Below are 23,187 nucleotides of genomic sequence, written 5' to 3'. Positions count from 1 at the left end.
TTCATACACCTACTGTCTGTTTCGGCTGATATAGCTCCCGATACCATTCAATGGTTTGACGAAGCCCCAACTCAAACGGAATATTCGCTTTCCAGCCCAGTTCCTTATACATTTTGCTGCAATCGATCGCATAACGCCAATCATGACCTGGCCGATCATGAACGAACTGAATCAGTTCGCTGTAACTGGACAAACCGGATTCCCTCAGTTTATCAGCTACCAACTCATCTAGTATCGCGCAGATTTCCAGCGCTAAGCTCAGGTTATTACGTTCGTTATCCGAACCTACATTATAAGTCTCGCCATTTGTACCACTGTGATAGACAAGATCAATCGCCTCAACATGATCTTGCACATGTAGCCAATCTCGTACATTGTGCCCGTTGCCATAGATCGGAATTGGCTTCAAATGAAGGGCAGAACGAATAACCGTCGGAATGAGCTTTTCGTCATGCTGACGTGGACCATAATTATTAGAGCAATTGGTGATTACGGCGTTAAGACCATAGGTGCGGTTAAAGCTTCTCACGAGCAGATCTGAACTCGCTTTGCTCGCGCTGTAGGGGCTATTCGGGGCATACTTGCTTTCTTCCGAGAACTTTCCTGTTTCCCCTAGAGCTCCATATACCTCATCGGTTGAGATGTGGTGGAAACGGCATTCTTCATAACCTGGCTTTACTTCACCAGGACCTTTCATCCAATGCTGCATCGCTGCATGCAGCAATGTGAACGTGCCCACGATATTTGTTTGAACAAACACTCCCGGGTTCGAAATCGAGTTGTCTACATGAGATTCAGCCGCAAAATGAATGACACCACGAATGTTATAGGTTGAAAAAATATAATGAACCATCTCTTGATTTTCGATCGATCCATGTAAGAACGTATAGTTAGGGAACTTTCTCACTTGCTCATTGAAGTCTTCCGAGGCGGCGTAGGTCAGCTTATCCAGATTGACAATCTCATAATCAGGATGCTTGGACAGCATATGAACTATGAAGTTGGAGCCAATGAATCCAGAGCCCCCTGTGACAAGAATGGCATTCTGATTCATCGTATGTGCGAGCGTCATGCCAAATGCACCTCCATTCTGCTGGAAGTAGACGTATGATTACTGTGACTTCTTTCAACAATGTCCAGCAAATACTGACCGTATTCGTTCTTCAATCGTTTGGCAATGTGAATGAGCTGATCTTGATCAATATAGTTTAAATGAAACGCAATTTCCTCGAGACAAGCTATCTTGAATCCTTGGCGTTTCTCTAATGTCTCGATGAACTGTGAAGCTTGCATTAATGAATCATGCGTACCTGCATCGAGCCACGCTAGACCGCGACCGAGCACCGTTACACGCAGCTTGTTCTGCACCAAATAAACCGCGTTCAAATCTGTTATCTCTAGTTCTCCTCGCGCAGACGGTTTGAGCGATTTGGCAATTCGAACGACGTCATTATCGTAGAAATATAGCCCTGTTACAGCATAGTCTGACTTCGGATGTATCGGTTTCTCTTCAATTGATAACACGCGATTACGCTCATCAAATTCGACAACGCCGAATCGTGACGGATCTTTGACCCGGTAACCGAATACGGTAGCTCCATTCCTATGTTTAACCGTTTCCTGCAGCATTGACGTAAAACCTTGACCAAAGAAAATGTTGTCCCCCAGAATGAGCGCAACATCATCGTTACCAATGAACGATTCTCCGATCAGAAAAGCTTCTGCCAGACCCCCTGGATGCTCTTGCACCGCATAAGAAATTGTAAGGCCGAGGGTACTCCCATCCCCGAACAAACCTTGGTAACGCGGGGTATCTTGCTGCGTACCGATAATCAGAATATCGCGAATGCCGGCAAGCATCAGGACGGAAAGCGGGTAATAAATCATGGGTTTATCGTAAATAGGCAGCAAATGTTTCGTCACTGAAATCGTGAGCGGATATAGCCGTGTCCCCTGTCCGCCAGCTAGAATAATTCCTTTCATTGTCATCTTCCCCCTATCGAATCGTAGTAACTTCCCCTTGTACAGTCCACCATTCCTCATTGCTTTGATACCACGAAGCTGTCTCTCGGATTCCATCCTCTAGAAGATAAGTCGGTTTCCATCCGGTATCCGTAGTAAGTTTGTCACAGCTAAGCGGGTATCTGTCAAAGTTACCTGGTCGATCAGCGACAGACTGCACGAGTGACCATGGGCGGTCTAGACATTGAAGCACAGTTTGAACAATTTCCTTCGTAGTCGCCGTTTGATTGCCCGAAATATTGTAAACCGAACCAGGTACTCCGTTATGGATAATCGCGTCAAGAGCAGAACAATGGTCATCAATATGCAGCCAATCCCGCATTTGTTCCCCATCGCCGTATAGCGGAATCGGTCTGTTTAGAAGCGCGTTCGTAATCACAAGGGGCATCAATTTCTCCTGTGTCTGATACTGACCATAATTGTTTGAGCACCTGGTAATGATCGTATCCATACCAAACGTCTGGTGATAAGACTGAGTAATCAATTCGGTTGCGACTTTGCTTGCTCCATAAGGGTTCACTGGTGCGAGGCGATACGTTTCCGAAACATCGCTCCCCTTATTTATCGGACCGTACACTTCGGCGGAAGAAATCTGAATCACTCGCTTAACGCTAAACTTCCGTGCCATATCAAGTACCATTTGCGACCCTAAGACATTGGCGCTAATCAGTGAACCTGGCGTCTGCAAACTTCGGTCAATGTGCGTTTGTCCCGCCAAATTAACCACAACATCCACACCTAAACCAAAAGCACGCACTAAAGCCAGCTCATTCTCGATAACTCCGTCGACATAAATGTAATTTGGATTCGTTTGGAATCGCGCGACATTCATAGCCCGGCTTCCCGTTCTGTAAGGAGAAAAATTAATGATTGTGTAATCTGGATGTTTTTGAAACAAATAGTTGGTCAAGTTTGTCCCTATAAACCCTGAACCGCCAGTTAACAGAATGCGCATTAGTTTTCCCTCCATCTTCTCACGTTACAGTTACTTACTCTTTATGATGAAACTACTTTGAATTTAGACTAATATAATTAGTCTGTCAATTAATTTAAGTAATTTAATAATAAAATAATAAGTTGACTAACTAAGTTAATTAGTTTTATGATTATAAGAAATGTAATCCATAAGGGTTGAAACTATCATTAAATTACTGGAGGTCTGTCGGCATGAAATCAGGCGTGACTGCGGGGAACGTGGGTATCACTCACCAAAATAAGCTCTATTCCAACTTTTCTAAATCTGCGAACATTTACCGGATTCGACTTGCAACCATCGCACTAGGCATCTCTGGCATCCTGTTTGTCCTCTATCCAGCGATTCGCCCCTTCTCTGATGAAGTATCCTTGTCAGGTGCTGCGGCATTCGCATCCCCGGAATGGATTATTGCGCACGTTATGGCAATGCTCGGATTCATTCTTATGACGTTTGGATTATTAGGCCTTTACTTGTATCTCCAAGAAACAACCTCGGATCGCCTTGGGTTCCAAGGATTTGTTTGGAGTTTGCTGGGAACAGGTTTGACATTGCCCTTTTATGGCGCTGAGGTATTTGGTCTGCACGCGATCGGTTTGGAAGCAATTAAGCAGCAGAACTCAGACTTAATCAGTATGGCTAATGTCGTCCGCTTCGGACCCGGGTTCATTATGATCCTAATCGGGCTCGTATGTCTTGCAATTGGATGTATCCTATCTGCCATTGGAATTTGGAGATCTCGTACCTTGCCTAAATGGAGCGGTATTCCCCTTGCCTTGGGATTTCTGCTTTACATTCCACAATTTGTGGGAACACAGCCGATCAGAGTAGCTCACGGCTTGCTCGTGGCGATTGGATGCCTTTGGATGGCAGTGAGTTTATTTAGAAAAAGTCGCTTCTTGCAAAAGTAATGGCTGAAAACTAATGTTTAAAGCGAGGTAACTGTTATGCTACAACAAAAAAATAATAAGTTGGGTATTGTGATTGCCGGCCTTTTATTAGGCATTCTGATGGCATCGATGGATAATACTATCGTTACCACGGCTATGGGAACCATTGTCGGGGATCTTGGGGGTTTAGACAAATTCGTTTGGGTGTCATCTGCGTATATGATAGCCGAAATGGCTGGCATGCCAATCTTCGGCAAGCTTTCCGATATGTACGGACGCAAGAAGTTTTTTGTATTCGGCATCTTTGTCTTTATGCTCGGTTCTATTCTCTGTGGAACTGCGGAATCCATGATTCAGCTAAGCATTTATCGCGCTATTCAGGGAATTAGCGGAGGAGCTATCATTCCCATTGCTTTTACGATCATGTATGATGTCGTACCTGCGGAAAATCGCGGCAAGCTTGGCGGCTTATTTGGGGCTGTATTCGGGATTGCCAGCATCTTTGGCCCTTTGCTTGGTGCCTTCATTACGGATCATATTAACTGGCATTGGGTATTTTACATTAATCTCCCGATCGGACTCCTTGCACTTATTTTTGTTGCTTTTTTCTATAAAGAATCCCATGAACATTCTAAACAAAAAATCGACTACTGGGGAGCATTGACCTTAGTCGGAGCGATCATTTGCCTGATGTTCGGCTTAGAACTTAGCGGCAGACCGCTTACTGCAAATTCCGGTTTGATTATTAGCTTGTTTGGAGGCTTCGGCGTCATGACGGTCTTGTTCCTTATTGCCGAGGCACGTGCCGCAGAGCCCATTATTCCCTTCGCCATGTTTAGAAAGAGATTGTACGCCATGAGCAATGCAACCGCGATTTTCGGAGGAGCGGCCTTTGTCATCACATCGGTATATACACCAATCTTCATTCAGGGTGTGCTGGGGGGTTCTGCTACAAATTCAGGTCTGGTTCTCCTTCCCATGATGCTAGGTACCGTTGTTACAGCAACCATCGGCGGATTTCTGATGAATAAATTTAGTTACCGAGCCATCATGATACCCGCTTCGATGCTGTTTGCGGCTGGCATCTATTTATTAACTACTTTATCTTCAGGTTCCTCCCAACTTATCGTTACGATGTACATGATCATTGTTGGCTTAGGTATCGGATTTTCGTTCTCAGTCTTAGGAAATGCTTCGATTCATTCCATTGATGCCAATCAACGCGGTGCAGCCAGTTCAACATTAACGTTCCTCCGTTCACTAGGAATGACGGTAGGCATTACTATTTTCGGCATCATTCAAAGTCATGCTTTCATGAACAAGCTGGCATCCGATGCAACTGTTAAAGAGCAACTCCCGCAAGGGATGGCGCTCAACGATCCGCACGCACTGCTTGATCCAGCGATACGAATGAACATTCCCGCGTCGGTACTGGATGTTATCACCCAAGCACTGTCTTCTTCCATTGTGCTTACATTTGGTTGGGCTTTAGTTCCTGCACTGCTTACTGTTTTGTCAGCCGTAGCGATGAGTAAAGAAAAGCTGGAAGCCGATCCTGAAGTAAATACCAAGGCATCTGCGGTTGTTCATTAAACTCAGCATGTCGTGACTCGAAACCAAACAACCCCCGCACCACTCCGAGAGGGTGGATGCGGGGGTTGTCGTTTACATTACTTGGTTTTCAGAGCAGCGCTTGGATAGCGCGCATGCAAACCGGCCAAGAACGTATCAATTATCATTTGTAAGCTATCGTCAAGATCATATGGAAGACCGAAGCCGCCCTTCTGCTCTAGCGAAGCAAAACCGTGCAATATGCTCCGAAACGCTCGTGCCATATGGATCGCGTCCAACTCCTCAAGATGATACGCTTTCAATACTTGTGTCACCAGATCGACAATCTCTTGGCCGACATTGACAGCCTCTGAGTCTTGCGGACCCGGAGCGTGTAGAGTCACTTCGTATAGACCAGGATGCGACCTTGCGAATTTAACATATGCTTTTGCCATTTCATGAATCGCTTCGTCACCGGAGCGACCTATCGCAGCACGTATCAGAACGTTGAGAAGTTGCTCCAATCCATACACAGAAAGCAGTTTTCGAATGCCTACGAGACCGTTGAAATGGTTGTAAAGGGATGGTGACCGAATATCTAGTTTCTGAGCGAGCGCCGTTAATGTCAATTCATCGACACCACTCGTATCGACAATTTCCGTTGCCGCTTTCAAAATGTTATTCAAGTTAATACTGTTTCTTGGTGCCATGATTGTTACTCCTTTGTTGAACGAGGTTGACCAAAATAGGGATCAGCTTCTGCGCATCCTACGCGCCTGCATGATCCCCATGACCATGGGTTAGTAAATGAGAAACGGGTAGTCTGATTGGAACTCTCCAATCCTTATTATAGCATTATAACTAATGAAAATAGTTATATCAAGTTACATATCGCACTTAGACTATAAATCATATTCTAAAATTTCCAGGTAATTACTTTTAGATAATGTAGTTAACTTATAACTTTCACAAGTAAAGGAAAACAAAATAAACGACCGGCTCCATTGAAGGGGCCGGTCGTTCTAATCATCACAACTTCAGATTTACTTCGACTCTCTCAGCATGTTGTCCGCAGACTTGCTGAGCTGGCTGAAAATAAACTTCGGCGCAATCCGATTCATGAGCTTCAAAGCGTTGCTTTGTCCGGGCCGGATTTCGAAGTTATCCCGCTCCATCTCCCGAATGGCAAACCCAACCATGGTGGACACGTTCATCGCTTTCGAGCCCGCTAGATCTGTCGGGTCGAACGAGTCCACAAGCGGAGTATCTGTCAAAGGAGGCGCTAATTCATACACTTTTACTTTTGTGTTTTTGAGCTGTACCCTTAGCGACTGTGTAAATGAATGAATTCCTGCTTTTGCTGCGCAATACACCGGTGAGATCGGCAGCGGGACGAAAGCTAGCCCCGATGAGACGTTCATGATCGCAGCCGACTCTTGCCTTTTCAGATGCGAGAGGAATTGTTTCACCATCCGAATCGGGCCGCTCAAATTCGTTTCGATCTCGCGGTTTAGATCCTCCAGATCGACATCCTGATCATGTAGATTTAACCTGCGCATGAACCCGGCATTATTGATCAGGACATTAAGCTTAGGAAATTGCTTCACTACATTTTCAAATAAAGCCGCAATTGCCTGAGGATCCCCCGCATCGCTTTGGAACGTATGTAACGTTGGCAGCTTTTTCTTGGCTGCATCCAACCTTGCTTGATCCCTCCCCGTAATAATGACGGTATTCCCCAGCTTAAGCAGCTGAACTGCAAATTCAAAGCCAATGCCGGATGTTCCTCCAGTAATAAGTACCGTATTGCCGCTCATCTTCATATGAGTTCTGCCGTCCTTCCATTTTTTCACCATAGCACTCTCAAACAACCTTGATTAAAAAAGCAATAAACAACGAAGCACTTTGGGCTTCGTTGTTATCTTATTCCGAAGAAAATTTAAATAGATGCTCATTTTAAAAAATTAAAAATCTCATCAACAGCTTGCTGATACCCACCAGCTTGTCGAAAGGACTCCCTCATATTTGCAACAACATTCCTGTAGGATGATGAGCCTAAGACATGATCTACGGACTCCCTTAATTGGTTTGCCGTCAAGCCTTGCATTTGCAATTGAATGCCTGCTCCGATATTCGCGACTTGCGCGGCAATCATCGGCTGATCCGCGTTTTGTGGGATCACAATTAGCGGAACGCCATAATAGAGACCTTCCTGGGTACTATTCATTCCACCATGTGTGATGAATAATTTCGTGTAAGGCAGTAACTCCGTTTGTGGAACATAGTTTCTCACGATGAAGTTTGGAGGAATTTCCTCTAAATCAGCCATTTGAGCTCTGTTTCCAATAGACATGACAATCGTGTGCTCCGTGTTCCCTAATGCCTCCAAACAAAGCTTATAGAAATCTATTGCTTGGTTAAACACTGTACCCAGTGAAATGTAAATCGGTTCTTTCCCTTTGATTGCACCGAGGTCGAAGTTTTCTTGAGGCAACCGCGAAGAGATCGATGGACCTACAAATTTAAAAGTGTGGTCAAATGCTGCGCCATAAGGCTGAAATTCCCTTGTTGTATAAACAATCGTAAGTGGTGCAGGATTACAAAACACTTCGTAGCGTGAAGGGATCTCAACATCATATTGTTCCTTCATTTTTGCCGTTAAGCTTTGAAATTCATCGTCAATAGATTTAATTGTTTCTACAGGGATTTTCGCAGCCATTTGTTCCAATATTTTATCGAATGATACTTTAGTCTGAGCAAAAGAAGTACTAGAGTTGATTGCAGGAAGCTTAAGAATTTGAGCAAGCATATGACCGCAACCAAACATGGAATCATGGATGATGTAATCAAAATGCTCATCTTTGATTTGTTCAAGCACACTGGGAATCACTATATCTGCCGTATGTAAAAGGCCATTGATTCTTTCGTGTAAATAATCTCGTCCACCAGAGAGGAAGGCTTTGATAAACTTATGATCGTCAAATGTTCGTACGGATGCTCCCGTCTTCTCCATGCGCTCTCGAAAAGCCTCGGTGCAAAAGTAAACGACCTCTTCTCCACGCGAAATAAGTTCTTCCACCACTCCAATAGTTGGGTTAATATGTCCCTCTGAGCCACCATTAATAAATAAAACACGCGTCATTTCAATCACTCCTTAGCCTATATTTTACCACAAAAAAAAGGAACTATGAGAGGATCATAGTTCCTTGCAGTGATTATAGCTATCTATTCCAGCTTCATGTAATAAAGATTTGTAACGTCATCCTTAGTAACGGTATGTGCGCCAGGCGCAAGCGATACACTGACAAGGCCATTTGCTATGGCATAGCTGGTTCCATCAATCTTGATTTTCGTTCCATCTGCTGTATTTAACACTAAGGTTAGTGTTGCAGCTGTTGTTGAGGTAAACCCAATGCTGGTTCCAGACTCGATTTTCAAACATTGCGTTAGTGTTAAACCATTATAACTCACTGTTCCCTTAGCTGTTGAGAGGTTCCCTTGAATATTGAAGAAGCTGCTTGTTTTTCCATCTGTCGTGAAATTATGTGCAATTGTCGATGTAGGCGGTGGTGTTTGTACCGGCGGTGTCGGTGTTGGTGCAGGCGTTGATGTCGGTGGCGTTGGTGTTGGCGTCGGTGGTGCCGGTGTCGGCGTTGGCGTTGGAGTCGGCGTTGAGCCTGTTGAGTTACCACCTACAGATACAAGCTGTGTTGTGTAACTTTGTATTTTAGACATCAGGGCTGAATTAAGGATCGACGACGTGTCATCAACTGCATCATTAAATTCCCATGTAAAGTCTCCACTGTTTAGACGGCCAGCTTCAGTCGTAACTACTTGTTCAACTGTGCTTACAGCATCAATATTAGATGCATTTACACCCGTATCGATCGTAGTGTCAAAGTTATTATAAGCTGTTCCACCTGATAAAGTTTTGTATGTGTTTGGAACGGTTTGACTTCTTGTTGAAGCTAAGTAGGCATCAAATTGTGTTGCACTAGCTGGGGCTGTTCCAGCATCGGAGTTTGCATAAATAATACTTCCAGGGTCAACGATTATATTGTTGTAGGCTTTAATCATACCTCCAGGTTCCCCTGAGAATGTACCTTCCCCATCATGCATATCCGTACCTTGCAAGGAAATTAGCATTGGATTTTTGGCATGCCTATAGTAATTTGATTCTACAAATGCAGAACTTCCTGTTGTAGCACCAACTCCATATTTGGAGACGCCGTCAAAGAAGTTATTATAGATATGAATGGTTCCCGTTCGTATCCGTGGATGACGAGAGTCTGAATGATCAAACCAGTTATGGTGGAAGGTTACAAAGAATTCGGACGACTCACTCAAACCGACTAGCGCAGCTTTGCCAGAATCCCAGTAATGATTATAAGCGATTGTAATATAAGTGGATGCTTTTTTAAGGTCAGTAGATCCATCTCCTTTTGCTTGGTCAGCATCTCCTCCTGCAGTTCCATAGAAAATATCATTATTATGCAGCCATACATTCGCATTGCCTGTATCAAGTGAAAGACCATCGTCAGGGAATAACATGATGCCTAAGTTTCTAACTTCTACATTAGCTACGTACCTAAGCAGCATTCCCCATCCATACGCATAGGCATCTTGGCCGATCCCTTCTAATGTGATATTCATTTCTGAATAATTTGCTTTCCCTTTTACTTCAAGAAATCCACTGCTGTTTAGTTGTCCACTCAAGTCAGCGGCTGTAACTTTCCCAATAAATCGGATAGCCAGTGGTGTCTTATCATAGCCTTTTTGTCTAAGTGCCAGAATTGGACCTAGCCCAACACCTGTTTGTACATCACCAGCGCTATTAATTTTCACACCAAGAGTGAGTGTTTTGGCAGTCGCAGATGTGACATATAGAACTTGAGCACCATTCTTAAGTGTACCATCCTCATTATAAGCACCTGAACCCGTACCAAATGGTGAGTTATCTGCAAAAGCAAATCCAGATCTGTCGTGCGGCGCAACGGAAATGGCATTTGAAACCATACTTTCTTTTGAACCATCGGGTAGTACGACTTCAACTTTCATCAAATAACTTCCAGCTGCAAGCCCTACAGCATCAGCTCGCCAATAGGCAGCGTACTTACGGATTAATTGAGTATCAATTTGTTTATACTGCGAATCTGCTGCAGCTGCAGGCTTAACATATACATTATAACCTTGGGCATTACTTACAGGTGACCATTCAACAAAGGCCGTCTCATTCCATCCTCCACTGCCCGTGATCGAAATACTGGAAGCCTGCACCACCTTAGTGGCTAGTCCGCTTGCGATTAGAGAGATTACAAGAGCAAACAATAAAACGTAATTCATTACCTTTGCAGCACTTTTTCTCAAATTAATTCCTCCCGCGTTTAATTGTCATCAACAACTGAAATCGCTTACAAGTTGTTTTATCCCCCCTCGCATCCACCAAATTGTTCGGAACATGTTGAACATCCACAGCTTATCAGTTTTGAAAGCGGTTCCGAAATAATCATTTGATCATATCGCCCGATTATCTGAGCTAATGATTATTGATTGTGATAATGATACTTCCTAACTAATCGAGCAATCGGCTTTAGCTAACAAGTAATCAGACCATTCACAATTTGCCCAGTGTCTCAGGGACGAAGCTTCTTCTCGAATAGATGGAAATACTACCGCTAATTGAAGCTAATCCGGTCTTGGGTTCCCCGAAAAAGACCCACAGCAGGCTGTGGGCCACAATCATTTATAATTCAACATAATCCCGAAGCATGGAATGATGCTCAATGAGGTCCTCATAATGTGTAAGTTTAAAATTCATGACAGACAGAGCTTCTTGCATGTCATTTATTTGCGACTCAATTTGGCGTTTATGTTCATTCAGTATGCGGTAGCAGCTCTCATAATCATGAGCGGAAGCCAGGGTCATATACTTTACAATTTCCTTCAGTGGCATGTTGGTTCTTTTAAGCTTCGTTACGAAAATAATACGACTCAAATCTTCCTTATCATATTCACGCTGCCCATTTTTACTGCGCCTTATTGTAGGCATTAATCCAATTTTCTCATAATAACGTATCGTGTCATAACTGAGCCCAGTCTTATCGGAAATCTCAGCAATTGAATAAGTTGGCTCCATTCTTTTCCTTCTTTCTAACTAGTTTGATTCCCCCTGAGCTCAGTCGCTGAACTTTATATGGGCCATATCCTCACTAACCTGCCAAAGTCGCTCTGCAAAATCTGGATCAATCGCCCAGGGAAATACACCTTCGATGACTTGGCTCAGCCCTTGCGGAGCATTAGCCGGAACAACTTCCGCAATATCGACATCCAGGCAGTAGACGCCGCCTTTCCCATTCAATTGTGTACTAGTAGCACACCATACGCTCGTAGCGGCCCCCTGCTCAGCCGTTTTGAATACACCATTTGCGGCACCCTTTTCCTCATCTGACATAAAACGAACCAAATCGGTCATAATTCTGCCAGGATGAACTGAGAAGGCGCGAACTCCGTGCGCTTGCCCCCGTTTGTCCAGTGCCACAGCAAAAAGCGCATTAGCCGACTTGGACTGGCCATATGCCTTCCATTTATCGTATTCCTGCTGTTCAAAATTAATATCCTCGAAATTAACGCCCCCGAAGCGGACGCCAGTTGAAGAAACCGAGACAACCCGGGCGCTTCCGGCTTGTTTCAAAGCCGGCCAAAGCCGCAAAGTCAGCTGAAAGTGACCCAAATGATTGGTTGCAAATTGGGATTCGTAGCCGCGTTTGTCACGTACCAGCGGAGGAGCCATGATGCCCGCGTTATTGATCAGGATATCGAGCGGTCGCCCCGAGTCCAGAAACTGCTGGGCAAATGCGTCTACAGAATCAGGATCAATCAAATCCAGCTCCGCCAGCTCAACTCGAGGAATACCTGCAACCGATGCGCGAGCTTTCTCTGGTGTACGCGCGGGTACAATGACTGTCGCACCAGCTTCAGCTAGAGTACGGGTTGTTTCAAGTCCGACGCCTGAGTACCCGCCAGTCACGATAGCGATCTTTCCGCTCAAATCATATCCTTCAAGTACTTCTCGGGCTGTTGATTGTGCACCAAACCCAGAACGGATCGGTTGTTGAGGTGTAACTTGGTAATTATTCTCTGTATGCATCTTCATATTCCTCCAAATCTAGAGCTACTTCTTCTCGTAACCCGCAATGTCTTCATTGTGGTAACATCAGCATCTTAACGCATGGAGTGAACTCCAGCGCAAGTAGCCTTCTATTCGGCTGCCGAGGTATGTTATTGGAATTTCGCTGCATTAGTCTATGCGTTTAGGATTCACAATCTTACCTCCTAGTAAACAAACAACAAACCGGAACCCCTTAAGGAGTCCCGGTCTTTTTAAAAATGTACAACTGTCTGATCTTGCTTCGTATAGCGGTTTTCTGGTATCGGCAGCCCAAGATTTCCCCTTAGCGTATCCGCTTCATACTCTTCGCGGAACAGTCCGCGTTGCTGCAGAATCGGCACAACAAGTTCAACGAAGTCCTCAAGACCTTGTGGCGTTGCGCTGCCAACAATGAAACCATCTGCTCCGCCTTCTTCCAACCATGCTTGCAGGTTATCAGCTATAACTTCCGGCGTTCCCAGGAATGTCGGCTTAGGTGTGGCCACTTGGAGAGCTACCTGGCGAAGCGTTAGTCCATCTGCTTTTGCCCATGCTTTCATTTTGTCTGTTGCGCTCTGGAAGCTATTGCGGCCAAGATCACCCAGCTCAGGGAATGGCTCATCCAGTGGATATTGCGAGAAATCGTGATGCTCATAGAAGCGACCGAGGAAATCTAGCGCTTTGTCGATCGATGTGAGACTGGCGATTTCCTCATATTTACGCTCCGCTTCTTCCTGAGTCCGACCAACGATCGGCCCTATGCCCGGGAGGATGACGATGTCATCGGGATTGCGCCCCAACGCTTTGGCACGTCCTTTTACGTCCGCATAATAGCGCTTGGCATCCTCTAACGTCTCTTGACCGGTGAAAATGGCGTTCGCCACTTTAGCGGCAAAATTCTTGCCGTCCTCCGATGCACCTGCCTGGAAGATAACAGGCTGCCCTTGCTTAGAACGCGCCACGTTAAGTGGCCCTTTGACGGAAAAAAACTCACCTTTATGATGTAAGGTGTGCAGCTTCGATGGATCGAAAAATACACCTTTTTCTTTGTCACGCACAAAAGCATCATCTTCCCAGGAATCCCATAGTCCTGTTGTGACTTCCAAGTATTCATTCGCTATCCGATATCGCTCCGCATGAGCTGGATGCTGGTCTTCCCTCTTGCCGTAATTGAGCGCTGAGCCTTCTAAGGGAGATGTCACAACATTCCACCCCGCTCTGCCTCCGCTAATGATATCCAGGGAGCCGAATTGCCGGGCAACTGTAAAAGGTTCACTATAGGATGTTGACAATGTCCCTACGAGACCGATTTTGGAGCTAATTCCAGCCAAAGCACTCAGAATGGTGATAGGTTCAAACCGATTAAGAAAATGAGGGATGGATTTCTCCGTAATGTACAGACCATCCGCAATGAAAACGAAGTCAAACTTGCCTTCTTCGGCTTTCAGCGTCCATTTCTTATACAGCTCAAAGTTCACACTAGCATCTGTAATAGCATCAGGATGTCTCCATCCAGAAATATTTCCTCCTACTCCGTGTAGGATTGCACCTAACTTCATTTTTTTCTTGCTCATGTCTCTTTCCTCCTAGGACTTTATATGATTAAAACGCGACAGTGAAAAAGTGTTCAGTTCTGCAGTGGATGACACTTGTTGGATAAGATCGGCGAGCAGCGAGCCAACAGCACTGGCAAATTTGAATCCATGCCCTGAGAACCCGCCAGCTAGAAAAACATTCGCATAATGCGGATGCCGGTCGATGATGAAATCCTCATCAGGAGTTAACTCATATTTGCAAACCGCTCCTTGTAACAGCTCCCCTGTTGATTGAGGTAAGTACGCAGATAACGTGCGGCGCAGGTCACCTTCATCCTCTTCCAGATGACCGAAGGGGGCTGCCTGCTCTCCTGGAGCCCAAGGCAATCCTCCGTCGTGGCGGCCGATTTTGATGCCAGCGCCGCTAACGTTCGGAAAGCCGTAATACACTCCCTCTTTCGTTTCGAGAGTAAATCCCGGAAAAATGCCCGCATCGTATAAATTGACTCCAGTCCCAAACCAACCCACGGTTTTGCGAACCGCGCGAATCGGCAGCGTAACGAAAGGCTCTAAACTCTTGAACCAGGCCCCGGCGGTTATAATCAATTGATCCGCAGAGAATTCCCCTGCGCGTGTACGAACACGGACGCCTGCTCCGTCAGCTTGAATATGCTGAACCGGATTATAAGGCAGCAGCATGGCACCTTCGGCCAAAGCAAGCTTGCGGTAAGCAGCGATACATTGCTCGCTGTATAGATAGCCGGCATTCGGCTCATACATGGCTTCATAAGACTCGGGCAATGTGATTCCTGCCCAGCGCCGGTGAACCTCTGATGCATCGAGCATTTCCACTTGAACGCCTGCTTCGCTGCAATCAGGCAACCTCGTTATGAATTTACCCACAGAACGATCGGCCATGTTGAGTACGCCGGAGCGAACGAGCAGCTTATGCCCGCTGGCCGCTTCAAGTTCCCTCCATAAACGGTCTGCCTCAAGCGCCAATTTGATATAGGGCTTCCCACCGCTGTAGGCATGGCGGATTAACCGCGGCTCTCCATGATGACTCCCGTTCTCGTGCGGGGGATCATACGAATCGATCATCAAGGTGCGAATTCCCCGCTTAGCCAGGTAATAACCTGCGCTCATGCCCATGGATCCAGCCCCGATAACGATCACTTCAAACGAATTTCTCATGCTGACCTCCTCCAAAGCCTACCGCTCCGCAGCGAACCGTTTCAGCTCATCGACCGCCAATTCAGCCAAAAATAGGGCAGAGACGGATAATGCTCGTTCATCAATATCAAAAGCAGGATGATGCCATTCATGAGGTCCTGAAGTTCCTATAAAGGCAAAAAATCCTGGTATTTGCTGCTGGTAGAAAGCAAAATCTTCACCCGCCGGGGAAGGCTTCGGCGTCATGACCTCAAGACCAATCCGCTCAGCCACCTTAGCCGCCGCTTCAGCAAGTGCCGCATCGTTGTGCACGGGCGGTGGTCCCTGAAGCCAGCGGAAGGAAGCTTGAGCCTCGAAGGCAGCAGCGACGCCGGTTACAATGTCACCGAAGCGCTGCTTGACTCGGGTACGCACTTCATCGTCGAATGTCCGCACCGTGCCGTCCAAAATAGCCTTCTCCGGTATGATGTTCCAGGCGGTCCCTGTATGCAGTCGCGTTACGCTGACAACCGCGCTCTCAAGCGGACTTACACTACGGCTGACAATCGACTGGAGAGCCGTAACCAGATAAGCGGCAGCTACAACTGGATCTACACTCGCTTCTGGTACGGCAGCATGTGAGCCAATGCCTTCCATCTCTACGAGAAAGCCGTCAGCAGCTGCCATTAGTGCCCCTGAACGAATGCCAATCGTACCTACCGGAAGATCTGGTTTGTTGTGCATGCCGTAGATCGCCCTAACCCCTTCAAGTGCGCCGGTTCTAATCACTTTATTAGCCCCCGCTGCCTTCTCTTCCGCCGGTTGAAATACCAAACGAACGCGGCCAGCTAGCTCGTGCTCCCTCTCTTTTAAAAGTAAAGCTGCACCTATTAATGCCGCAGTGTGAAAATCATGACCGCATGCATGCATTTTGCCACCATGCTTGGAAGCGAAACTCAAGCCAGTCTCTTCTTGAATCGGCAGTGCATCGATATCAGCCCGCAACGCGAGGACTGGCCCCCCGTGCAGCCCACCAACTTCAGCAACTAAGCCTGTTTCCAGTTTGAATTCCGATGCCATACGGATATCCGCTGCCTTGAGTGTACTTCGGATAAACGCCGTAGTCTCAAATTCCTCATGTGACAATTCCGGATACTGATGAAGGTGACGCCTGATATCAACTAGTTTTTGTTGAAATCTACTTTCCTTGCTGGTGTCAACTGCTGTCATTATGCCTCCTACTGTTTGTTTGACCTTTGTTACCCGCTTCGATTCGCAAGAAAAAACTGTAGAATCTCCGATTTCTCGCCATTCAAACTGATCAAATTCGTCTGCAGAGCGACGCTCGCTACCCCAGCTAAATCTACAGGGTGTAAAAGCTGATCACGCACTTCCTTATGGACACATAGTCCAGGGAGGAAACATAATCCCGCCTTGTTCAGAACCAGCTTCTTGGCAGTCTCTGCGTTATCGGTTTGAATTTCGATAGCCGGTGGTTTATCCAAACTTTGAAATAGCCTGTGAATTCTCAGCCAATCCAGCGAGCCGCATTCGAAAAAAACGAAGGGATGATCGACGATCAAGTCAAGAGACACCTCTTTTTGACCTACAAGAGGATGATCCGCATAAGCATATAACCGAATAGGATCTTCGTAATATTTGACCGAATGTAGATTAGGATGGCTAATGTTCCGGACGAAACCGATATCGAGCTCTTTATTCAGAACTTTAGACATAATTTCGTCGGTCGTCGCTGTTGTTAATTTGATCTGAAGTCCCGGAAACTGACTTTTCAACTTAGGAAGCAATTCCGGCAGCATGTAATTGGAGGCAGACACTGTGCAGCCCAGTCGAAGCTCTTGCGGATCCGTCCGCTGACGCTGTATGTGCTGCTTGCCTTTCTGATACACTTGCAGCAACTGCTGCGCATAAGGTAGAAACTGCCTCCCCTTCTCTGTCAGCTGCACTTGTTTACCCAATCGGTCGAACAGTCGAATGTCCAGCTCGCGTTCGAGCGATTGAATCCGCGCTGTGACCGATGGTTGTGACAGGAACAAAACTTCCGCCACTTTATTAAAACTGCCATAGTGATACACATAAACAAACGCCTCGATATTTTCAATATTCATACGCGGTACCCCAGATCCAAATAGAATAAGATGCGTCAGAAATCAAGCACAAAAAGACCTCCGAGCCCTTCATCTGACTTACATGCAGATACAAGGCTTCACAGGTCTCCGGCTGCCCGGTTGACAGCTATTGAATTATTCTATACTTTACCGATAAATACCAAGTATGTCAATCGGAATTCACAAGTTTAAAGATAAGGATCATGGCAAGCCACGAAATGTTCTTGGCCTACTTCGCGGAATTGCGGATCTTCCGCCGCACATCTTGCGGTCGCAGCAGGGCACCTTGTGCGAAATCTGCAGCCTGATGGGGGATTAGCCGGTGACGGAATCTCCCCCTCAATCGCTTGGAACGAGCGCTGCCGAAGCGGATCGGGAACCGGGATGGAAGCCACCAGCGCCCTTGTGTATGGATGCGCCGGATGGCGGAATAGCTGCTCGCTGGGCGCAATTTCAATCAGCTTGCCTAAATACATGACGCCGATACGATCAGATACATAACGGACAACATGCAAACCATGACCGATAAACAGCATCGTAAGGTCAAGCTGCTTACGCAGTTCTTGCAGCAGATTAATGATCTGCGCTTGAACGGAAACATCAAGGGCCGAAACCGCTTCGTCAGCCAATAGGAATTTGGGTCCCAGAGCAATCGCTCTCGCGATGCCGATACGCTGCCGTTGTCCACCAGAAAACTCGTGCGGATAACGATCATAGGCATTCGGATCAAGTCCTACAAGGCGCAGCAAAGTCTCTACGGATTCTTTCCTTTTCTTGCCCTTCCTTCCCCCATGCACCGCAAACGGTTCGCCGATAATATCTCCTACCTTCCAGCGGGGGTCGACGGAACCGTGAGGGTCTTGGAAGATCATCTGCATATCCTTCCGTTGCTGACGTAACATGGAGCCTGACAATGCACCGAGATCTTGATTTTCGAATAAAACAGTACCGGAAGTCGGCTTCTCCAAATGAAGAAGCATCCGCCCGAGCGTCGACTTGCCGCTGCCTGATTCACCGACCAGACCGAATGTTTCGCCTTTTCGAATTGTGAAGGATACATCATCGACAGCTTGAATCCATTTCCGGTCTCTTGAAAGAAAAGAACTCTTCAGCGGATAATGCTTCGTAACATGACGGAGCTCAATTAACGGTACCGCCTCCTGCTTCGAGTTCATTTCATCAAGAGCAGGATGCTCCCGAACTTCCACGCCAGGAACCAGCTCCGATACCCCGGCATCTCGCGGTTCCGGTAGTTGATCAGCATACCAGCAAGCCGATTGATGGCCGCCTCTATCTTCCAGCGTCGGCGCCTCACGGGTGCACAACTCTGTTGCATAGGCACAGCGAGGATGGAAACGGCATCCCGACGGAAGATTGTTCATACCGGGTATCGAACCGGGAATTGCATAGAGGGGCTGAGTGCGATCACTGTCTAATGTCGTAATAGAGCGTAGCAGCCCCAATGTATACGGATGCCTTGGCTGAGTGAATATATCCACAGCTGCCGATTGTTCGACGATTTGCCCAGCATACATCACAATGATTCGGTCTGCCATCTCTGCGGCAACCCCAAGATCGTGTGTGATCAGCAGGAGGGACATGTTAAACTCACTTCTCAGCTCTTGCAGGAGCTGCAGAATTTGCGCTTGAATCGTCACGTCCAGAGCGGTTGTCGGCTCATCTGCGATCAGCAACTCTGGTTTGCCGCTTAGAGCCATCGCGATCATAGCACGCTGCAGCATCCCTCCAGAGAGTTCGCCTGGATACTGCTTAAGCCGAAGCTTCGGCTCTGGGATGCCAACTCGCTGAAGCAGTCGGGCCGCCTCCTCCTCTGCCTCTCGGGCAGTGATATGGCGATCATGGCGCCTAATTGTTTCTGTGATTTGGCTGCCAATTGTAAATACAGGATCAAAAGCAGCCATTGGCTCCTGAAAAACCATGGCCATTCTTTTCCCACGCAAGGAACGCAGCTCTTGCAGTGGAAGCGCCGTGACATCGACATCACCGAGCTTGATAGTACCAGAGGTAATCGCCCCGTTCTCATGTTCAATTAAGCGCATGATGGCTTTGGAGGTAACCGACTTTCCGCTTCCTGACTCGCCGACTAGACACACGATTTCACCGGCCTGAATGGAGAAACTTATATCGCTGACAGCCTGCATCACATTCCGATTTACAGCAAATTCTACGTCAAGTTGATCTACAGATAACAATGCACTCATCCCTGCTCCCTCCTATGATTGTCGTTTCTTGGGATCAAGTGCATCGCGCAGTTCATCGCCGAGGACATTGATAGACAATACGAACAAAGTAATGGCCAAACCCGGGAACGTACATATCCACCAAGCTACGGTTAAATAACCCCTACCTTGGGAAAGCAAGGCGCCCCAATCAGGTATTTCTTTTAGCACGCCAAGCCCCAGGAAACTGAGACCGGACCCAGTCAATATTGATGTTCCCACGCCTATAGCCGCCATAACCAGCAGCGGTGATAAGGAATTAGGCAGAACATGCTTAATGAATAAAGAAAGCTGTGTCGCCCCGATGGATCGGGAAGCGGTAATGAACGGGCGATTTTTGACGCTAAGTATCTGCCCGCGCATGACACGCGCATAGTTAGGAACTGCGGCTAATGCAACAGCGAATACGATATTCCAAAGCCCAGGCCCAAGCGCCGCAGCAATCGCGAGTGCCAACAATACGCTGGGAACTGTCATCACGATATCGTTAAATCGCATCAGCACACGGTCTGTCCATCCCCCGAAATATCCCGCGTATGCGCCAATCAACCCTCCCAGAAGTCCTCCGACAATAACAGAAGCAAAACCGATGAATAGAGACTCCCGGGCACCATACACAATAAGACTGAAGACATCGCGGCCAAAATAATCCGTCCCTAATACGTGAGGGCCACCGGGAGGAAGCAAGATTTGATCCGCTAGCATGTCGGTCGGCATGTAAGGTGCAATCCACTCAGGCACCATAGCGCAAATTATGAGAAATACAACGACAACCGTTGATGCATATAAAATGAAACGTGAAGGGCTCAGATTCAGATTCTTACGTTGAATGTTCAGCCCGGCTCGTTTGACACGCCACAAGGGTTTCGCATTGACAGCTTCTCTCATCCTCATCATCCTCCTTAAAGTTTTCGTTAGAAAACTGACTTCGTAAGCATAAACTTAACTTTGAAATCGCCTGACCCGGGGATCTATATAGGCATAGGAGATATCGACGAGTAAATTCACCAGGATATAGATCATGGCGGAGAATAAAATAACCCCTTGCACGACCGGCAGGTCCTTCGCCATGATCGCATCCGCAATAATTCTGCCGATGCCTTGACGCGAGAATACCGTCTCGATGACAACCGTGCCCGCGAGCATCTCGCCAAGCAAAATCCCAAGCATCGTAACCGCAGGAATGAGTGCATTGCGCAGCGCATGGCGGTACATCACCGAGCGCTCGAGCAAACCCTTGGCGCGAAGCGTTGTAATGAAGGCTTCTCCGAGTACTTCCAGCATGGCATTTCTAACCATACGAACAATGAAACCCGCCCCTAGCATGCCGAGTGTAACCGCAGGCAGAACCAGCGTTTGCCAGCCGTTAGAGCCGATCGCAGGCAGCCAACCGAGAAACACAGAAAATAAGAGAATAAGCAAAATCCCTGACCAGAAAGTTGGCATAGAAATACCGAACAATCCAACCATTCTAGCGATGATATCAATCGGTTTATTGCGATGAATCGCCGACAACACCCCCAGCACAAGGCCAACGATAACGGAGATCAGCGAAGCTGCAGCTGTAAGGGCCAGTGTTGCTGGGAAGTGTGTCATAATTTTGGGCAGAACAGGCTCTGAGTTCACTAGTGATTTACCGAAATCACCGACCATCACATGACTGAAATAGGTCGTAAACTGCTCCAAAAACGGCCGGTCAACACCAAGCTGATGTCGTAAATTCGCAATCGCTTCAGGACTCATCGTGCTCGGATCGATCATATTCATCACAACATCTCCAGGCAGCACATAAAGAACACAGAACACCAAAACTGAGGAACCCAAAATAACGCCTAAAGAGCTGATGAATCGGACTACGATTGCATTTACCATCCGAACGGCCTCCTTACTTTTTGAGGATAGACGCGTCATTGAACAGTGGATAACCTAGGGAATCAAATTTGATGCCACTTACATTTTTTGAGGCAGCGACAGTGTACGGGAAAATGTAAACTGGAATGATAACCGCATTGTCGATGATATAGCGCTGCACATTCTTATAAATATCCTTACGCTTCGCTTCATCCGCTTCCACAACTCCTTGCTCAAGCAGCTTATCAAGAGCTGGATCCGATAAATGAGAAAGCGAAGGACGGGCATTCGGTGCTGTTGTGTGGTAGAACGAATTCAAGGCAACTGGATCGGAATTCACTTGGCTATTGCCATAGAGGTCGTAGGCTTGAGCTGTATAAATGACACTTTGAACATCCTTCGTAATTTCGACTTCGACGGCAATTCCGACTTTCTTAAGCTGCTGCTGGACGATGGCGGCAATATCATTGCGCTTCTCCCGATTCGGCGAACCATCTACATAATGCAGCGTTAGCTTTTTGCCGTCTTTCTCGCGTATGCCATCTGCTCCTTTCACCCAGCCCAATTCATCGAACAGACGGTTTGCTTTATCAAGATCCGGCTTTATCTTATTTTCAAGCGAAGCATCGTAACCGAAAATCGCAGGTGTCAAAGGCGACCAAGCACGTTGATAGGTGCCCAAGTATAACGTCTTAACAATGGCGTCAACATCAATCGCGGATTGCACAGCCTGACGTGCTTTCACATCATTCCAAGGTGCTCTGCTTTGGTTAAAAAAGAGCGTATACGGCAAGCCGCTTGTGTTCACTTGCAGAAGTTGAAGCTTGGCATCGTTTTTCAGTGCCACGATATTTTGCGGTGGAACCGTTTCTGCCGCCGTTACCTGCCCGCTCTGCACACTGCCAAGCCGTGTCGCCTCTTCAGGAATAATTTTGAACGTAATAGCGTCCAGATAGGCTTTGCCCTTATTATCAACCAGCGCAGGAGCCCAGTTGTAATCCGGATTGCGCTCGACTTTAATTTCGGAATTATCATCCCATTTGACGAATTTAAAAGGCCCAGTGCCCACTGGGTTTTTACCGAATTGATCACCATATTTCTTAGCAGCAGTTGGAGATACGATGCCAAGCATCGCCTGGCTTAAGTTACCGAGAAACGCAACAGATGGCGACTCAAGATTGAGCTTAATGGTGTACTCATCAATTACTTCCGATGATTTGTAAGGCTTAAGCAGAGCAGAAGCATTAGCTGCTTTCGTGGTTGGATCAAGAATACGATCATAGCTATACTTCACGGCTTCTGCATTAAAAGGTGTACCGTCCTGAAATTTCACATCTTTGCGCAGCTTGAAGGTGTAGCTTTTACCATCCGGCGAAATCGACCATTCCGTTGCCAGCCATGGTTTAATTGTGTTGTCCGGCAGCTGCACGACCAGATTGTCATAGATCGTCCGGAATACCCTGACCGCAACAGCTAAACCACTGCGGTGCGGATCAAGTGAATCCGGCGAGGTTGCCAGAGCAAATGATAGTTCCCCTCCGCTTGCCGCCTGTCCGTTCCCTGCAGCATTAACCGAAGTTGCAGGTGATGCCGATTGGCTTCCTGAGCCTCCGGCTCCTGCGCATGCCGTTATGACTGTAATGGCAGCTGCCAGCAGCAGTGTGATCGGTATATAACGTAATTTCCTCATTGTGCGC

19 protein-coding genes are annotated in these 23,187 nt (G+C 46.9%); 2 read left to right on the top strand and 17 right to left on the bottom strand.

Annotation, left to right across the window (positions count from 1 at the left end):
- Window position 1: 1 nt before the first annotated feature.
- The 3 genes from rfbB to AC58VC_RS18400 are packed head-to-tail and all read right to left on the bottom strand — an operon-like array spanning window position 2 to window position 2,977.
- Window positions 2-1,072, bottom strand: coding sequence for a dTDP-glucose 4,6-dehydratase (gene rfbB, locus AC58VC_RS18410; protein WP_497370264.1), 1,071 nt, complete (start codon window positions 1,070-1,072; stop codon window positions 2-4).
- Window positions 1,069-1,983, bottom strand: a complete 915-nt coding sequence (gene rfbA, locus AC58VC_RS18405; RefSeq protein ID WP_497370263.1) for a glucose-1-phosphate thymidylyltransferase RfbA — start codon at window positions 1,981-1,983, stop codon at window positions 1,069-1,071. The genes rfbB and rfbA overlap by 4 nt, the downstream gene beginning before the upstream one ends.
- A gap of 13 nt (window positions 1,984-1,996) precedes the next feature.
- Entirely contained in the window at window positions 1,997-2,977 is a 981-nt protein-coding gene (locus AC58VC_RS18400; protein WP_497370262.1) for a dTDP-glucose 4,6-dehydratase, read from the bottom strand.
- A 212-nt stretch (window positions 2,978-3,189) separates the two neighbouring features.
- Here AC58VC_RS18400 and AC58VC_RS18395 point away from each other — a divergent pair, with 212 nt between their 5' ends.
- Together AC58VC_RS18395 and AC58VC_RS18390 are read left to right on the top strand one after the other, a co-directional pair.
- On the top strand, window positions 3,190-3,906 hold the full coding sequence (locus AC58VC_RS18395; RefSeq protein ID WP_497370261.1) for a hypothetical protein: 717 nt from the start codon (window positions 3,190-3,192) through the stop codon (window positions 3,904-3,906).
- A gap of 36 nt (window positions 3,907-3,942) precedes the next feature.
- Entirely contained in the window at window positions 3,943-5,478 is a 1,536-nt protein-coding gene (locus AC58VC_RS18390; RefSeq protein WP_497370260.1) for an MDR family MFS transporter, read from the top strand.
- 77 nt (window positions 5,479-5,555) lie between these two features.
- On the opposite strand, the gene AC58VC_RS18385 is transcribed toward AC58VC_RS18390, so the two are convergent.
- The 14 genes from AC58VC_RS18385 to AC58VC_RS18320 form a co-directional block, all read right to left on the bottom strand.
- Window positions 5,556-6,146, bottom strand: a complete 591-nt coding sequence (locus AC58VC_RS18385) for a TetR-like C-terminal domain-containing protein (protein WP_497370259.1) — start codon at window positions 6,144-6,146, stop codon at window positions 5,556-5,558.
- A 333-nt stretch (window positions 6,147-6,479) separates the two neighbouring features.
- Window positions 6,480-7,289: an SDR family oxidoreductase gene (locus AC58VC_RS18380; RefSeq protein WP_497370258.1), complete on the bottom strand. Its 810-nt coding sequence runs from the start codon at window positions 7,287-7,289 to the stop codon at window positions 6,480-6,482.
- A gap of 98 nt (window positions 7,290-7,387) precedes the next feature.
- Complete coding sequence (locus AC58VC_RS18375; protein WP_497370256.1) at window positions 7,388-8,578, bottom strand: macrolide family glycosyltransferase; 1,191 nt, start codon at window positions 8,576-8,578, stop codon at window positions 7,388-7,390.
- Between the two features lie 83 nt (window positions 8,579-8,661).
- On the bottom strand, window positions 8,662-10,803 hold the full coding sequence (locus AC58VC_RS18370; protein WP_497370255.1) for a pectate lyase family protein: 2,142 nt from the start codon (window positions 10,801-10,803) through the stop codon (window positions 8,662-8,664).
- Window positions 10,804-11,179: 376 nt separating this feature from the next.
- Window positions 11,180-11,572, bottom strand: coding sequence for a MerR family transcriptional regulator (locus AC58VC_RS18365; RefSeq protein WP_497370253.1), 393 nt, complete (start codon window positions 11,570-11,572; stop codon window positions 11,180-11,182).
- A gap of 39 nt (window positions 11,573-11,611) precedes the next feature.
- Complete coding sequence (locus AC58VC_RS18360) at window positions 11,612-12,583, bottom strand: oxidoreductase (protein WP_497370252.1); 972 nt, start codon at window positions 12,581-12,583, stop codon at window positions 11,612-11,614.
- Between the two features lie 233 nt (window positions 12,584-12,816).
- The gene (locus AC58VC_RS18355; RefSeq protein WP_497370251.1) at window positions 12,817-14,157 is read right to left on the bottom strand and encodes an LLM class flavin-dependent oxidoreductase; all 1,341 of its coding nucleotides are present in this window, start codon (window positions 14,155-14,157) and stop codon (window positions 12,817-12,819) included.
- Window positions 14,158-14,169: 12 nt separating this feature from the next.
- Window positions 14,170-15,312 carry an N-methyl-L-tryptophan oxidase gene (gene solA, locus AC58VC_RS18350; RefSeq protein ID WP_497370250.1) on the bottom strand — a complete coding sequence of 381 codons (1,143 nt, stop codon included), beginning with the start codon at window positions 15,310-15,312 and terminating at the stop codon, window positions 14,170-14,172.
- 18 nt (window positions 15,313-15,330) lie between these two features.
- A complete protein-coding gene (locus AC58VC_RS18345) occupies window positions 15,331-16,500 on the bottom strand; it encodes an amidohydrolase (RefSeq protein ID WP_497370249.1) in 1,170 nt (389 codons plus the stop codon).
- Between the two features lie 29 nt (window positions 16,501-16,529).
- Window positions 16,530-17,399 carry a LysR family transcriptional regulator gene (locus tag AC58VC_RS18340; RefSeq protein WP_497370248.1) on the bottom strand — a complete coding sequence of 290 codons (870 nt, stop codon included), beginning with the start codon at window positions 17,397-17,399 and terminating at the stop codon, window positions 16,530-16,532.
- A gap of 188 nt (window positions 17,400-17,587) precedes the next feature.
- The gene (locus AC58VC_RS18335) at window positions 17,588-19,621 is read right to left on the bottom strand and encodes a dipeptide ABC transporter ATP-binding protein (RefSeq protein WP_497370247.1); all 2,034 of its coding nucleotides are present in this window, start codon (window positions 19,619-19,621) and stop codon (window positions 17,588-17,590) included.
- Window positions 19,622-19,633: 12 nt separating this feature from the next.
- Window positions 19,634-20,527, bottom strand: a complete 894-nt coding sequence (locus tag AC58VC_RS18330) for an ABC transporter permease (RefSeq protein WP_497370246.1) — start codon at window positions 20,525-20,527, stop codon at window positions 19,634-19,636.
- Between the two features lie 54 nt (window positions 20,528-20,581).
- Window positions 20,582-21,511, bottom strand: a complete 930-nt coding sequence (locus tag AC58VC_RS18325; protein ID WP_497370245.1) for an ABC transporter permease — start codon at window positions 21,509-21,511, stop codon at window positions 20,582-20,584.
- Window positions 21,512-21,524: 13 nt separating this feature from the next.
- Window positions 21,525-23,180, bottom strand: a complete 1,656-nt coding sequence (locus AC58VC_RS18320; RefSeq protein WP_497370243.1) for an ABC transporter substrate-binding protein — start codon at window positions 23,178-23,180, stop codon at window positions 21,525-21,527.
- Between the last annotated feature and the right edge of the window lie 7 nt (window positions 23,181-23,187).

This window comes from Paenibacillus sp. J22R67 (assembly GCF_059692175.1).
The sequence above is the reverse complement of the archived record's forward strand: the minus strand, read 5'-3'. Positions and strand labels throughout refer to the sequence as shown.